This window comes from Streptomyces sp. NPDC058758 (assembly GCF_042746075.1).
In the GTDB taxonomy this organism is placed as follows: Bacteria; Actinomycetota; Actinomycetes; order Streptomycetales; family Streptomycetaceae; genus Streptomyces.
On sequence record NZ_JBHYPS010000003.1, the window covers coordinates 346032 to 360783 of the forward strand.

Annotated in this window: 7 protein-coding genes and 1 tRNA gene; 7 read left to right on the forward strand and 1 reads right to left on the reverse strand. The window is 75.1% G+C overall.

The window, feature by feature from the left end; translation table 11 throughout:
* Positions 1-82: 82 nt before the first annotated feature.
* The 6 genes from ACFW6A_RS06300 (at position 83) to ACFW6A_RS06325 (ending at position 12985) form a co-directional block, all read left to right on the forward strand.
* Complete coding sequence (locus ACFW6A_RS06300) at positions 83-1423, forward strand: discoidin domain-containing protein (protein WP_386639037.1); 1341 nt, start codon at positions 83-85, stop codon at positions 1421-1423.
* Positions 1423-2709, forward strand: a complete 1287-nt coding sequence (locus tag ACFW6A_RS06305) for an MFS transporter (RefSeq protein ID WP_386639040.1) — start codon at positions 1423-1425, stop codon at positions 2707-2709. Before ACFW6A_RS06300 ends, ACFW6A_RS06305 begins: the two co-directional genes overlap by 1 nt.
* Before the next feature lie 2 nt (positions 2710-2711).
* Complete coding sequence (locus tag ACFW6A_RS06310) at positions 2712-3722, forward strand: hypothetical protein (RefSeq protein WP_351847488.1); 1011 nt, start codon at positions 2712-2714, stop codon at positions 3720-3722.
* 208 nt (positions 3723-3930) lie between these two features.
* A complete protein-coding gene (locus ACFW6A_RS06315; protein WP_386639043.1) occupies positions 3931-6492 on the forward strand; it encodes a S8 family serine peptidase in 2562 nt (853 codons plus the stop codon).
* Positions 6489-9374 carry a VCBS repeat-containing protein gene (locus tag ACFW6A_RS06320; RefSeq protein ID WP_351847482.1) on the forward strand — a complete coding sequence of 962 codons (2886 nt, stop codon included), beginning with the start codon at positions 6489-6491 and terminating at the stop codon, positions 9372-9374. Before ACFW6A_RS06315 ends, ACFW6A_RS06320 begins: the two co-directional genes overlap by 4 nt.
* Before the next feature lie 131 nt (positions 9375-9505).
* Positions 9506-12985 (forward strand): ATP-binding protein, encoded by a 3480-nt coding sequence (locus ACFW6A_RS06325; protein WP_386639048.1) that lies wholly within the window; start codon positions 9506-9508, stop codon positions 12983-12985.
* Positions 12986-13086: 101 nt separating this feature from the next.
* Here the strand turns inward: ACFW6A_RS06325 and ACFW6A_RS06330 are convergent.
* A tRNA-Pro gene (locus ACFW6A_RS06330) sits at positions 13087-13160 on the reverse strand.
* Between the two features lie 375 nt (positions 13161-13535).
* Between ACFW6A_RS06330 and ACFW6A_RS06335 the strand changes: the two genes are divergently transcribed.
* The gene (locus tag ACFW6A_RS06335; RefSeq protein ID WP_386639051.1) at positions 13536-14744 is read left to right on the forward strand and encodes an acyl-CoA dehydrogenase family protein; all 1209 of its coding nucleotides are present in this window, start codon (positions 13536-13538) and stop codon (positions 14742-14744) included.
* Positions 14745-14752: the final 8 nt, after the last annotated feature.

Here is a 14752-nt window from a genome sequence, read left to right on the forward strand (position 1 = left end):
GTCCCGGGCGCGGACGGCCCACGCCGTGGTGCCCCGTACCGGTGTCCAGCTCTCATCCCCCCTCAGGCCAGGGAGCCCAGGTATGCGCCTGTTCGCCTCCGCCCCACACCGCCGCACCACGACCCCCCTCTCCCTCGTGCTCGCCGCCGTGCTGCTGCTCGTCGGCGGGCTCCTCCTCGCCCTCCCGGACCGGGCGGGCGCCGCCGCCGACACCCTCATCTCCCAGGGCCGGCCGGCCACCTCGTCCTCCGTCGAGGACTCCACCTTCGGACCGGAGAAGGCCTTCGACGGCGTCTCCACCACCCGCTGGGCCAGCGCCGAGGGCGTCGACCCGCAGTGGCTGCGCGTCGACCTCGGCCCCTCCGCCACCGTCTCCCGGGTCAAGCTCGTCTGGGAGGTGGCCTACGCCAAGGCCTACCGCGTCGAGATCTCCGCCGACGGCACCACCTGGACCCGCCTCGCCACCGAGACCGCGGGGAACGGCGGCACGGACGACTGGACCGGACTCACCGGCCAGGGCCGCTTCCTGCGCGTGTACGGCACCGCCCGCGGCACCTCGTACGGCTACTCGCTCTGGACGGTGGAGGTGTACGGCACGACCGGCACCACCACCCCGCCCACCGGCGCCTTCACGGTCGTCGCGGCCGGCGACATCGCCGCGCAGTGCACGGCCTCCAGCAGCTCCTGCGCCCACCCGAAGACGGCGGCCCTCGCCCAGCGGATCGCCCCGTCCTTCTACCTGACGATGGGTGACAACCAGTACGACGACGCCCTGCTCTCCGACTTCCGGAACTACTACGACAAGACGTGGGGCGCCTTCAAGGCGAAGACCCGGCCCGTCCCCGGCAACCACGAGACGTACGACCCGGCGGGGTCGCTCGCGGGCTACAAGGCGTACTTCGGCGCGATCGCCTACCCGCAGGGCAAGCCCTACTACAGCTACGACCAGGGCAACTGGCACTTCGTCGCCCTCGACTCCAACTCCTTCGACGACCCCGCGCAGATCCAGTGGCTCAAGGACGACCTCGCCGCCAACACCAAGGGCTGCGTCGCCGCCTACTTCCACCACCCGCTGTACTCCTCCGGCGGCCACGGCAACGACCCGGTCTCCAAGCCCGTCTGGAGGATCCTGTACGCGGCCAAGGCCGACCTCGTCCTCAACGGGCACGACCACCACTACGAGCGCTTCGCCCCGCAGGACCCCGACGGCCGGGCCACCGCCGACGGCATGGTCGAGATCGTCGGCGGCATGGGCGGCGCCGAGCCGTACGACATCGAGACCGTCCAGCCGAACAGCCAGAAGCGGATCAGCGGCACCTACGGCGTGCTGAAGCTGGACCTCACCGACACCACCTACACCTGGCAGTACGTCGGCACCGACGACCAGGTCAAGGACTCCGCCCCGACCTACACCTGCCACTGATGTACCTCGCGACCACCGGTCGCCCCGACGCGCCGCCCGCCCCCTCGGGGGCCAGGCGGCGCGTCCCGGGCACCGTCCTCGCCCTAGGCACGGTCAGCCTGGTCACCGACGTCTCCTCGGAGATGGTGACCGCCGTCCTGCCGCTCTACCTGGTCCTCGGACTCGGCCTCTCCCCCCTCCAGTTCGGGCTGCTCGACGGCCTGACGACCGGCGCCACCGCCCTCGTACGGCTCCTCGGCGGCGCCACCGCCGACCGCGGCGGACGCCACAAGACGGTCGGCGGCCTCGGCTACGCCCTCTCCGCCGCCTCCCGGCTCGGCCTGCTCCTCGCCGGCGGCGCGACCGGCTGGATCGCCGGCTCCCTCGCCGCCGACCGGCTCGGCAAGGGCGTCCGCACCGCCCCGCGCGACGCCCTGATCACCCTGCACAGCCCGCCCGAGGACCTGGGCCGCGCCTTCGGCACGCACCGCGCGATGGACACCACCGGCGCCCTCCTCGGCCCCCTGGCCGCCTTCGCCCTGCTGTGGGCGACGGCCGACGCGTACGACGCCGTCTTCGCCGTCAGCTTCTGCGTCGGGAGCTTCGGCGTCCTGCTCTGGCTGCTGCTCGTCCCCGGCCGCGCCCGCCCCGTGCGCGGGGCGCCGCCGGCCGCGCCCCGGCGGCCCCGCGCACGGGGCGGGCTCCTCGGCGCGCCGCGCTCGCCCGGCTACCGCCGGACCGTCCTGTGCGCGGGCCTCCTCGGGGCCGCCACCGTCGGCGACTCCTTCGTCTACCTGCTGCTCCAGCGCCGGACCGGCCTCGACGCGACCTGGTTCCCCTTCCTGCCGCTCGGCGCCGCCGCCGTCTTCCTGCTGCTCGCCGTGCCGGCCGGCCGGCTCGCCGACCGTCTGGGCCGGCGCGGCCCCCTGCTGTACGGCCACGGGGCGCTCCTCCTCGCCTACGGCCTGCTCCTGGCCCCGCTGCCCGACGCGGCCGTCCTGCCCGGCGTCCTCGTCCTGCTCGGGGCGTTCTACGCGGCCACCGACGGCGTCCTCATGGCGCTGACCGGACCCTTCCTCGCCGAGGGGCGGCAGGCGGGCGGCCTGGCCCTCGTCCAGACCGTCCAGGCACTCGCCCGGGTGGGCGCCGCCGTCGCGTTCGGCGCCCTGTGGACGGCGAGCGGACCGGAGACGGCCCTGGTGGCCGCCCTCCTGGCGCTCGCCGTCGCCGTCTGCTGCTCCGCGCGCCTGCTGCCCCGGGGGCTCGCGGCCCCCGCCGCCCCCGAGCCCTCCGAGAGGACCGACTGACCATGCCCGCCCCGACCGGCGTCTCCCGCCGCACCCGCACGTGGATCATCGTCCTCGCGCTCCTGCTGCTCGGCGGCGGCGCCACCGCCTACACCCTGCGGGCGGCCTCGGGCCACCGGGCCGCCGACCGCGCCGCCGACCCCGGCTTCACCCTGGACGGCGGCGGACCGGGCGCGTTCTACGCCCGGGACACCGCGACCGGACGCGTCGCGCGCGTGGACCCGGCGGCGCCCGGCGGCCGGGTGGCCGGCGGCCCGGCCTGCGACCGCTTCCACGCGGCCGGCGGCACCGCCCTGTGCCTCCGGCGGCGCCCCGGGGTCCCGGCCCGCTCGTACGCGATCGTGCTCGACCGCCGGCTCCGGGAGGTGCGCCGCATCGGCCTGCCGGGCATCCCCAGCCGGGCCCGGGTCTCCGCCTCGGGGAACGTGCTCGCCTGGACGATGTTCGCGACCGGCGACTCGTACGCCCGCTCGTCCTTCTCCACCCGCACCTCCGTGCTCGACCTGCGCACCGGCTACCTGGTGAAGAACATCGAGCAGATCCCGCTGACCCTCGGCGGGCGCCGCCACCACGCCCCCGACGTCAACTACTGGGGCGTCACCTTCGCCGCCGACGACAACCGCTTCTACGCCACCGTCTCGACCGGCGGCCGCACCCACCTCGTCGAGGGCGACCTGGCGAACTGGTCGGCCCGCGCCCTGCGCGAGAACGTCGAGTGCCCGTCCCTCTCCCCCGACGGCACCCGGATCGCGTTCAAGAAGCGGGTCTCCGAGGGACCGCGCGAGCCCTGGCGGCTGTACGTCCTCGACCTGGCCACCGGCCGCGAACACCCGGTCGCGGAACGGCGCGGCATCGACGACCAGGCCCTGTGGACGGACGCCGGCACCCTCGCCTACGGATACGGCGGAGGCGTCTGGTCGGTCCCCGCCGACGGCACCGGATCCCCCCGCCTGCTGGCCCGCGGCGCCTCCTCCCCCACCCTCGCGGCCCCCGCCCCCGCGCCCCTCCGGTGACCCGCGCCGCCGCCGGCGGCTCCCCTCCGCCGCGCGGCGCCCGACCCCCCGTCCACGAGCGGCGCCACCCCCGGAGGCGGAACGGAGGAATCCAGTAATGGCCGGGTAACGGCGCCGCCCTAGGGTCCTCCTGCCGGAAGGTTCCGCGTCCCGCAGGGCGACGGGCCGACGGCTCCCCCCGTCCCGGAAACCCCGCAGGAGCCCGCTCATGCACTCCCCTGTCCGTTCACCACGGCCACGTGCCGCGCGACTGGTCCGGGCGGCGGCCGTCACCGCGGCCTGTGCCCTGACCTCCCTCGCCCTGGTGCCCGCCTCCCAGGCCGTGCCCGCCCGGACCACCGCCGCCCAGGCCACGGCCGCCTCCGCCGAGGTGGACGACGCGGTCCGCGCCGCCGTCGCGGGCGGCGGCGACGCCACCTTCTTCGTCGTCCTGAAGGACCGCGCCGACCTCTCGTCGGCGCGGACGGCACGCGGCGACAAGGGGCGCGCCAAGGCCGCCTTCGCGAAGCTGCGCGCCCACGCCAACGCGAGCCAGAAGGCGCTGCGCGCCGTGCTCGACGCGGAGAAGGCCGGCTACGAACCCTTCTGGATCACCAACGCGGTGAAGGTGACCGGCGGCGCGAAGCTGGTCGAGAAGCTGGCGAAGCGGCCCGACGTGGCCCGGATCGTCCTGGAGCGCACGTACGCGGTCGAGACCGACGCCGCCGCCGGTTCCGCGGCCGCGGAACCGGCGGCGGAGGCCGTGGAGTGGGGCGTCGCGGACATCGGGGCCGACCAGGTCTGGTCCCAGTACGGCGCCCGCGGCGAGGGCGTCGTCATCGCCAACATCGACACCGGCGTCCAGGGGAACCACCCCGCCCTCAAGGCCAACTACCGCGGCTGGAACGGCTCCACCTCCACCGACGACTACAACTTCTTCGACGCCACCGGCCAGTGCGCGGGCACCGCCCCCTGCGACGACAACGGCCACGGCACCCACACCATGGGCACCATGGCCGGCAGCGGCGGCATCGGCGTGGCGCCCGGCGCGCGCTGGATCGCGGCGAAGGGCTGCGAGGCCCGCTCCTGCTCGGACTCCAGCCTGCTCGCCGCCGGCCAGTGGATCCTCGCCCCGACCGACAGCAACGGCCACAACCCCCGGCCCGAGATGGCCCCGGACATCGTCAACAACTCCTGGGGCGGCGGCAACACCACCTTCTACGCGGACGTCGTCGCCGCCTGGAGGGCCGCCGGCATCTTCGAGACCTTCTCCGCGGGCAACGACGGCGACGGGGTGACCTGCAGCACCGCCAAGGCCCCCGGCGCCCAGGCCGGTTCCTACGGCGTCGGCGCCTACGACTCCGCCGGCGCGATCGCCCCGTTCTCCGGCTTCGGCCCGTCGCTCGTCGACGGCTCGGCCAAGCCGAACATCTCCGCCCCCGGCGTCGACATCCGCTCCGCCTGGCCCGGCAGCACCTACCGGCTGAGCAGCGGCACGTCGATGGCGGCCCCGCACGTCGCCGGCGCCGTGGCCCTGCTGTGGTCGGCCGCCCCGTCGCTCGCCGGGAACCTCGACGCCACCCGGACGGTCCTGAACGACTCCGCCCGCGACGTGGACGACACCCACTGCGGCGGCACCGCCGGCATGAACAACGTCTGGGGCGAGGGCAAGCTCGACGTCTTCGCCGCCGTCGACGCCGCGCCGCACACCTCCGCCATCGTCACCGGCACCCTGACCGACGCCACGACGGGCAGGACGCTGGCGGGCGTCACCGTCACCGCCGCGAACCCGGAGCGCTCCCGCACCACCGTGACCGGTGCGGACGGCTCCTACCGCCTCACCCTGCCGCCCGGCTCGTACGCCCTCACCGCGAGCGGCTACGGCTACCGCGGCGGCTCCACCGCGCTCGCCCTGGAGGAGGGGACGACCGCCGACGGCTCGCTGGCCCTGGCCCCCGTCCCCCACCACGCCGTGACGGGCACGGTCCTCGACGCCCAGGGCGGCCCCCTCGGCGGGGTGACGGTCCGTCTGACGGACGCGCCCGTCGCCGCGGTGACCGCCGCCGCCGACGGCACCTTCACCCTGCCCGACGTCGCCGAGGGCTCCTTCACCCTGACCGGCACCCCGGCCGCTCCCGCCCTGTGCGACGGCGTCCACACCGGCGCGCTCGCCGTCGACGGGGACGAGTCCGTGACGGTCCGGCTGCCCGCCCGCACGGACGCCGCCGGCGCCGTGAGCTGCGCCCCCGTGCCGTACGCCTGGGTGAAGGGGAAGAGCGCCGTCGCGCTTTCCGGCGACGAGGACGCGGCCACCATCCCGACGCCGTTCCCGGTCTCCTTCTACGGGGTCGCGTACGACAGCCTGAACGTCACGAGCAACGGCCTGGTGAACTTCCTGGCGCCGCGCCTGGGCGACTACGCGGACACCGACCTGCCGTCCGCCGCGCAGCCGAACGGCATCGTCGCCGCCTACTGGGACGACCTGACCCTCGACCGCGCCTCCAGGGTCTCCACCGCCACGACCGGCAGGGCCGGCGCCCGGGTCTTCACCGTCTCCTGGGAGAACGCGGCCCTCGTCGCCGACCCCTCGGTCCGCGTGAGCTTCCAGGCCCTCTTCGACGAAGCCACCGGGGCGGTCACGCTCCAGTACAAGGACGTCGCCCCCGGCGGCGCCTCGGCCACCGTCGGCGTCGAGAACCAGTCCGGCACCGACGGCCTCGCCTACCTCCACGACCGGAACGTGCTGAAGAGCGGCACCGCCATCCGCTTCACCCAGGAGAGCGCCCGATGAACCCCACCTCCCGACGCGGGGTGCGCCTCGCCTCCGCCCTCGTCGCGGCCGGCCTGGTGCTGACCACCGCGTCCGCCGTCCACGCCGAGGACGCCCAGGGGCCCCTGACCCTCACCCAGGAGCAGGCCGACACCCTCCAGCAGCGGATCGGCTTCGACCCGTACGCCGCCGCCGACACCGCCGACACCGCCCCCGCCGAGACGGACACGGACTCGGGCACGGGCACGGGCACCACAGGGGACGGCGGTGCCGGAACCACCGCCGGCGCCTTGAAGATCACCGAGACGGCCTCCCTCGAAAGCGTCCGGGGCACCGGCGAGACGGTCGCCCTGGAGGGCACCGACGGCGACCGCCTCACGATCAGCGGCCTGGGCGTGATCCAGCGCCTCGACCGCGACGGCGACACCGTCTGGTCGCGCACCAACGCCTCGTACTACGAGGACGACTGGAGCATCACCCCGATCCGCCCCTGGCAGACCACGGACTTCCCGGCCCGCGTGGTCATGGGCTACAACGCCGTCAGCCCCTTCACCGCCGTCTCCGACCTCGGCCACGACACCGGCGACCTGAACGGCGACGGCGTCGCGGACCTCGCCGTCTCCCTGAGCGTCGGCGAGAACCCGTACCGGCCGTTCACCAGCCCCGGCAGCACGCTCCAGTACGGCACGTTCGTCTCCGTCCTCGACGGCGCCACCGGCCGCACCCTGTGGACGAAGCTCTACGCCCGCGCCGGCGCCGTCCACGTCCAGGGCGACACCCTGATCGTGGCCGACTCCCCCGGCTCCAACACCAGCGCCCCGGCCGCCGCCACCGCCACCCTCGAGGCGGTCCGGTTCACGAAGGGCGCCGACGGCACCCTGACGGGCACGACCGCCTGGACGTACGACACGGGCGGGGGCGACAACGCCGCCTGGGGCGGGCTCCAGGAACTGCCCGGGAACCTGCTCGCCGTCTCGTACAGCGAGCGCAAGACGGCCGGCGCACCCGGCAGGAGCCGCACCCTGGTCCTCGACGCCGGCGACGGATCGGTGCGCTGGAAGCAGGAGAGCCCCCTCTACTCCCGCCAGTTGCGCCACGACGCCGGCCGGAACCGCGTCGTCGCCGTCGAGCAGGCGGACTACACCGACGGCATGCGGTACGAGGTCGTCGCCTACGACCTCGCCGACGGCACCCGCACCGTCCTGGACTCCCGGGCCAACGCCCTGCCCCTCGCCCTCACCGTCGGCGACGTGCGCGGCGGCAAGGACGCCGAGTACCTCGTCAGCGAGTCCACGCTCGACCCGGGGCTCTCCCTCAACAGCAGCAGCGTGCGGGCGCTGGACGGCACGGCCGGGGCCCCGCAGCTGTGGTCCCACACGATCAAGCGGAGCTCCGCGGGCGGCAACGGCCCCGGCATCTGGGGCGTGGAGGTGGCCGACCGGAAGGTCGTCCTCAGCGTCCAGGAGGACCGCTGGCGCGACGACGGCACGAACCGCACCGGCACCCGGCTCGCCCGGATCGCGGCCCTCGACGGCCGCTCGGGCTCCGTCCTCTGGCAGCACGAGGGCCTCGTCGGCTCCGGGATGTCCTCCGAGCTGTGGAAGGAGCGCGGCACCTGGTACGTCCGCACCGTCGACGGCCAGCAGAACGTCCTCGACTACCGGCTCCGCGAAGGCACCGTCGCCTCCGTGACGCCGCTGCGCGGCGACCTGTCCTTCGCCCGGGCCACCGACGTGGACGGGGACGGCGTGAAGGACCTGGTGGTGGGCGGCGAGTCCCGCGGCCTGTGGGCGTACGACGGCCCGTCGATGACCGCGGGGCGGCCGAAGCTGCTGTGGAAGGCCACCCTGCCGGGCGCCGTCCACGGCATCGAGCTCATGGACGCCGACGGCGACGGCCGGGACGAGCTGCTGGTCGCGGCCGACACCGCCGCCGTCGTCGTGAACGGTGCCGACGGCGCGATCCGCACGACGATCGACGCCCCCGGCCAGTACGTCCACACCACCACCGGCGCCGACCTGGACGGCGACGGCAAGGACGAGGTCCTCGTCCCCACCGACCGGCTGCGGGCCTACACCGCGACCGGCACCCCCCTGTGGACGTACGCCGCGCCCGCCGCCGACGTGGTGTTCTCCAACGCCGTCGTCAGCGACGGCCGGGTCCACACCCAGTGGAACTCCCGCGGCTCGCTCGCCGTCGCCGCGCCGTCCGTCGACGGCGTCGCGCTCGACGCGCGCACCGGCGCCGAGCTGTGGCGGGCCGCGCCGACCAGCCCGGTGGAGGGGAGCAGGCTCTGGGCCGCCGCCCTGCGCAACGGCGTCTACGCCTCCCCCGACATCCCGTACGCCGACGGACACGCGGTCGTGCACACCTGGATCACCCGCACCCCCGGCTTCTGGCCGCTGATCACCGAGATCCGGGACGGCCGCACCGGCGAGGTGCTGAAGAGGACCGTCGGCGGCGCGTTCCTGCTGCACGGCAACTTCTTCACCACCCCCGGCGCGCTGCACGGCACGGGCAAGGCGAGCATCCGCTCGTGGACGGCCGGGCAGGACCTCTCGCTGCTCACCGGGCCCACCATCGACATGGGCGGCATGATGACGGGCCCCGGCGGCCGGAGCCTCTTCGTCGGATCCGGCCAGGACGGCGCCGCCTTCCTCTGGGACCCCTCCGTCCTCACCACGCCCGCGACGTACCACCTGAGCCCCCTCGCCGGGTTCGGGTCCCAGGGCTCCGAGCGGGCGCTGACCGCCGACCTCGACGGCGACGGCGTGGACGAGATCGTCGCCCTCATGCCCGACCACTACGGCTACGACCGGGTGGCGGCGCTCTCGGGCGGCGGCTACTACCTCAACGGCACCTCCACGCACGTGACGGCGGTGGGCAAGGTCACCGCCGGCTGACCGCCCGCGGGGCACCCCGTCCCCGCGGCACGGCGGGGCCGGGCCCCCGCCCGCACCGGGCCTTTCGCGGACGGCCGTCCGCGGAAGGCCCCTCGGCGTCCACAGGCGGTGACGCTAAAGTGTCACCCCTCATGAGCGCAGCACGACGGGACGACGACGTCCGGGAGAACGAGGACCACCGGCCCCCTCTGCTGCGCCTGCGCCTCTTCGGCGGGTTCCGCGCCGAACGGGACGGGGGCCCGGCCCTGCCCGCGCGCTGGCCCCGCCCCAGCGCCCAGGTGCTGGTGAAGCTGCTCGCCGTCACCCCCGGCCACAGCCTCCACCGGGAACAGGTCCAGGAGATCTGCTGGCCGAACGCGACGCCCCGGGCGGCCCTCGCGAGCCTCCGGGTCGCCCTGCACACCGCCCGGCACGCCCTGGAGCCCGAGATCGCCCCCCGGGCGGCGTCGTCCTACCTCGTGTCCGACGGCGCCCTCCTGCGCCTCCACCCGCACCACGTGTGGATCGACGCCGACGAGGCCGAGCGGCTGTCGGCCGTCGCGCTGGCCGGAGCGGGGAACGGCACGGACGCCGACACCGGTGCCCACACGGCGGCGCTCGCCGCGTTCGACGGCGAACTGCTTCCCGAGGACCGCTACGCCCACTGGGCCGAGCACCGTCGTGAGGAACTCGCCGCGCTGCGGCTTCGCGTCCTGCTGTCCCTGGGCGAGCGGCAACTGGCCGCCCGGGCGTACGAGGAGGCGGGCGTCACCGCGCGCCGGCTCCTGTCCGACGCGCCCGCCGAGGAACGCGCCCACCAACTGCTGATGTCCGCCTCCCTGGAGCAGGGCCTCCCCTCCCGGGCGGTCCGCCAGTACGAGCTCTGCCGGGACGCCCTCGCCAGGGAACACGGCATCGCGCCGGGGCCGGAGACCGAACGGCTCCGGCGGCTCGCCGCCCCCCTCTCCTCCGCCGCGCCGGCGCGGCCGGCGGCCACCCCCGGCGCTCCGCCCCCGCCGGCCTCCGTGCGGACGGCGGCCGACACCCCGCTGCGAGGCCGCGGGGAACTCCTGCGAAGGATCGTCACCACCACGGACCGTCCGCTGGTCCTCCTCGGCGGAGAGGCCGGCATCGGGAAGACGAGCCTGGTCGCCCGGGCCGCCCACGACCTTGCCGGGTCGGGCGCCGCGGTGCTGTGGGGAGCGGCGCACGACACCGAAGGGCACACGCCGTACGGCCCGTTCGTCGAGGCCCTGGACGACTGGCTCGCCCGGAACAGCTCCGGCGAGCGGGAACGGATCGGCGGCGCCCACCCGGAACTGGTGCCCCTGCTGCCCTCGCTCCGCCCGGCGGCCGGCGCGTCCCCCGCCGCTCCCGGACCCGCCCGGACCGGTGACGCGCACGACGAACGCGCCCGTCTGTTCCACGGGGTGGAGCGGCTCCTCACCGAGATCGGGGAGGAGAGCGGCGTGGTCGTCGTCCTGGACGACCTGCACGCCGCCGACACCGGTACGCACCACCTCCTCGCCCGGCTGGCGCGGCGCGCCGTCCAGACGGGCGGGCGGATGCGCTGCCGCTTCCTCGCGACCTGGCGCGACGACGAACCCGTGCCGGAGGCGGACCTCCTGTACGTGGAGGAGCTCCTGCGCACGGGGCTGGCCCACCGTGTCGCCGTCCCCCGCCTGAGCAGGCAGGACGCGCTCGCCCTCATGAGCGACACCAGGGCGCGGCTGGGGCTGCGGCCCGACGTCCGGGAACCGGACCGGGTGTGGCGGCTCTCGCTGGGCAATCCCCTGTTCACCGTCGAGCTCGTCCGTGCCGGCGGCCAGGGCGAGGAGGAGGCGTCCGGCGGCGAGACGCCGTGCGCCCCCGACGGCGTCCGCCACCTGGTGTCCCGGCGGCTCGCGCGACTCGCTCCCGAGGCAAGGCGGTTGACGGAGGTCGTCGCCGTCGCCGGAGGCACCGCCCCCCTGGCCGAGGTCCTCGACGTCGCCCGCCACGGACTCCATCCGCCGCTCTCCGCCGCGGAGGCCACCACGGCCCTGGAGGAGGCGGTGGCCGCCTCCCTCCTCACCGAGCGGCAGGTCACCACGGCGGGCCGGACCGTCACCGGGCTCGCCTTCCGCCATCCCCTGCTGCGTCTCACCTGCTACGACCTGCTCACGCGCTTGCGCGCCCGGGCCCTCCACGCCGCCTGGGGCGAAGCCGTGCTCCGGCACCGGCCCGACGAGGTGGACGTCCTGGCGCGGCACCTGGTGCGGGCCGAGGACGACCGGGCTGCGGAGTTCCTGCGCCGGGCCGCCGAACGTGCCGCCGCCCTGTACGCGAACGAGGCCGCGGACGAGTACTACCGGGCGCTGGCGCCCCTCGTCGCCGCCCGCCCCCGCGAGGCGGCCGGGGTCGGCTTCGACCACGGCGCCCTGCTCCACCGGATGTCCCGGTACGGGGAGGCGGCCGCGGTCCTGCGGGCCGCACTCGACGCGGCGGAACGCGCGGGGGCCGCGGACACCGCCGTGGCGGTCGCGGCCCGGCTCGCCGAGGCCCTGGGCCGGGAGGGCAGGCAGGAGGAGGCCCACCGGTCCCTCGACCAGTGGCCCCCCGGTCCGGGGACCCCCGCGGACGCGGTGGCCGCGCACCGGCTGGCCCGCGCGATCCTGTTCTCCTACGAGGGACGGCACGCCGAAGCGGCGGAGTCCGCCCGGGCGTCCGCGGCGGCGGCGGCGCGGGTGGGCGGCGCGTCCGGCAGCCGGCTCCTCGGACGTGCCCTGGCCCAGCAGGCGACCTCCCTCGGCCAGGCGCAGCGCCTGCGGGAGGCACAGGCCGTCGCGGAGCAGGCCCTCGCGCACGCCGTCGAGGGGGGAGACCCCTCGACCGAGGCCCTGGTGCTCTCGATCCTCCGTGAGAACGCCCGGAGGACGGGCCGGCTCCTCGAGGCGGTCTCCTACGGCGAGCGCGCCACCCGGCTCGCCGACCGGGCCGGCAGTCCGGAGGCCGGTGCCTTCGAACGCACCAACCTGGCGGAGCTGTACCTGCTCCTCGGCCGGGAGGAAGAGGCCGAGGAGTTCGCGAGGGCGGCCGAGAAAGCCGCCCGCGCGTACGCGCCGCGCACCCTCCCGTACGCCCTGACCGCCCTGGCCCGGACCCTCATGGCCGGGAACCCGGCCGAGGCGTCCGTCCTCCTCGCGCGCGGGGAGGAACGGGCGGAGCGGACGGGAGAGCACCAGGCGCTCCACGAGGTGCGGCTGGCCTCCGCGGAACTCGCGCTGCGCGACGGCCGTCCGGCCCGCGCCCTGGAACTCCTCGACCGCACCGCCGCCACCCCGCGCGCCGCCTGCCTGAGGGGGTGGGCGCTGCTGGGGACGGGTCGTCACGCGGAGGCCGTCGCGCTCATGGAGCGGGAGGTGGAGCGCGCCGAGGAGGCGGAGCGGCACCTCCTCGTCGTGGAGGCGACCCTCGTCCTCGCCCTCGCCCTCGGCCTCTCCGGGGAGGCGGACCGTGCCGCTTCCGCGTTCGCCGACGCCCGGGCCAAGGCCGGGGCCCTTCCGTACCCGTCGGCGCTGGCCCGTGTCCGGGCCGCCGGCGAGACCCTCCTCACCGCCCCGCCCCCCGCCCGCACGTCACCGACGGCATGACCGCGGCCGCCCGCGCCCCGGTCCCCGCCGGGTCCGGAGAACGGCCGAGGGGCCGTTTCAGATCGCTCTGAAACGGCCCCTCGGCCTACGACTCTCTCGAGTCGGGACGACAGGATTTGAACCTGCGACCCCTTGACCCCCAGTCAAGTGCGCTACCAAGCTGCGCCACGTCCCGTTGCCCGTCTGACCTGGGGTTTCCCCCGGCCCGGCGTGCAAGAGAACCATACCGCACTTCCCCCGGTGGTCACGAACCGCTTTGCGGGGGTCACTCCGGGCCGCGGGCCGGATGGGGGGCATATGCCAGTGGCACGTGGCGGAAAGATGACCCCCGCCGGGGGTCTCCCGACGGACGATATGGCTCCGGATCACGCAAAACACAGTCGGAAGCGATCGTCAACAGCACCTGTTTCGGACAAAGACCGAAGCAATATTGATCCACCCCGGAAAGATCAACACCATGAACGGGTCGGCCTGTTCGGGACGGGACCACCGCCGATGCACCACCTGCCCGGACCACGCCGGGCAGGCGCTTCGCAGGGGAGGTACTCGTATGGACAGCTACTTCAGCAGTCGGCTCCATCATCGGCTCCGGGAGACGGTCCGCGACTTCGCGGAACGGGAGGTGAGGCCGCGCATCGAGGAGATGGAGGCCTCGCGGACGGTGCACCACGAGCTGTCCCGCCGCATCGCCGAGCAGGGCTGGCTGGGTGCGACGATCGGCCCCGAGTACGGCGGCATGGGCGCGGGCCACCTGGCCAAGACGATCATCATCGAGGAGCTGTCCCGGGTCAGCGGTGCCATGGGCGCCATGGTCCAGGCCTCCCAGCTGGGCACCGCCAAGATCGTCCACTTCGGCTCCGACGCCCAGCGCAAGACCTGGCTGCCGAAGGTCGCCTCGGGCGAGTGCCTGCCGACCATCGCGGTGACCGAGCCGGAGTCGGGCGGGCACGTGCTGGGCATGGAGGCGAGCGCGGTCCGGGACGGCGACGACTACGTCCTCAACGGCAGCAAGGTCTACGTCGGCAACAGCCACGTCGGCGACCTGCACGGCGTGGTGGCCAGGACCGGCCCGGGCTCGAAGGGGCTCACCGCCTTCCTCGTCGAGGCCGACCGGCCGGGCTTCCGGCTCGGTCCGCAGCAGCCCGCCATGGGGCTGCACGGCTTCAGCTTCGGCGAGCTGATCTTCGAGGACTGCCGGGTGCCGGCCGCCAACCGGCTGGGCGACGAGGGCGACGGCCTGGCCGTGGCGTACTCCTCCAGCGTGCTGTACGGGCGAGCCAACCTCACCGCCGTCTCGCTCGGCATCCACACGGCGATCCTGGAGGAGACCACCCGCTTCGCCACCGAGCGGATCCGCTACGGCAAGCCGCTCTCCGAGCTGCCGACGGTGAAGCTCAAGCTGGGCCAGATGCAGTCCCGGCTGATGACCGCCCGGCTCGCCGCGTACCACGCGGTGCACCTGCTCGACCAGGGCCTCTCCTGCGACACCGAGCTGATGAACGCGAAGCTGGTGAACGTCGAGTCGGCCATCGACTCGGGCCGCAACGCCATGGAGATCCACGCCGCCGCCGGCCTCTTCACCGACCGCTCCATCGAGCGCTACCTCCGCGACGCGCACCACATCTTCGCGCCGGCCGGCACCTCCGACATCCAGCTCCTGCGGCTGGGCGAGGTCGCCCTCGGCCAGGACAAGGGCAGCTGGTCGGAGCGGCTCTCCGAGCTGGTCCGCACCCCCGACCTGGAGCCCACGCCGGCGTGACGGAACGG

Bases quoted from the DNA above. Each gene is read 5' to 3' on its own strand.
- ACFW6A_RS06300 (WP_386639037.1), top strand. From the start codon at position 83: ATGCGCCTGTTCGCCTCCGCCCCACACCGCCGCACCACGACCCCCCTC.
- ACFW6A_RS06320 (WP_351847482.1), top strand. From the start codon at position 6,489: ATGAACCCCACCTCCCGACGCGGGGTGCGCCTCGCCTCCGCCCTCGTC.
- ACFW6A_RS06315 (WP_386639043.1), top strand. From the start codon at position 3,931: ATGCACTCCCCTGTCCGTTCACCACGGCCACGTGCCGCGCGACTGGTC.
- ACFW6A_RS06310 (WP_351847488.1), top strand. From the start codon at position 2,712: ATGCCCGCCCCGACCGGCGTCTCCCGCCGCACCCGCACGTGGATCATC.
- ACFW6A_RS06305 (WP_386639040.1), top strand. From the start codon at position 1,423: ATGTACCTCGCGACCACCGGTCGCCCCGACGCGCCGCCCGCCCCCTCG.
- ACFW6A_RS06325 (WP_386639048.1), top strand. From the start codon at position 9,506: ATGAGCGCAGCACGACGGGACGACGACGTCCGGGAGAACGAGGACCAC.
- ACFW6A_RS06335 (WP_386639051.1), top strand. From the start codon at position 13,536: ATGGACAGCTACTTCAGCAGTCGGCTCCATCATCGGCTCCGGGAGACG.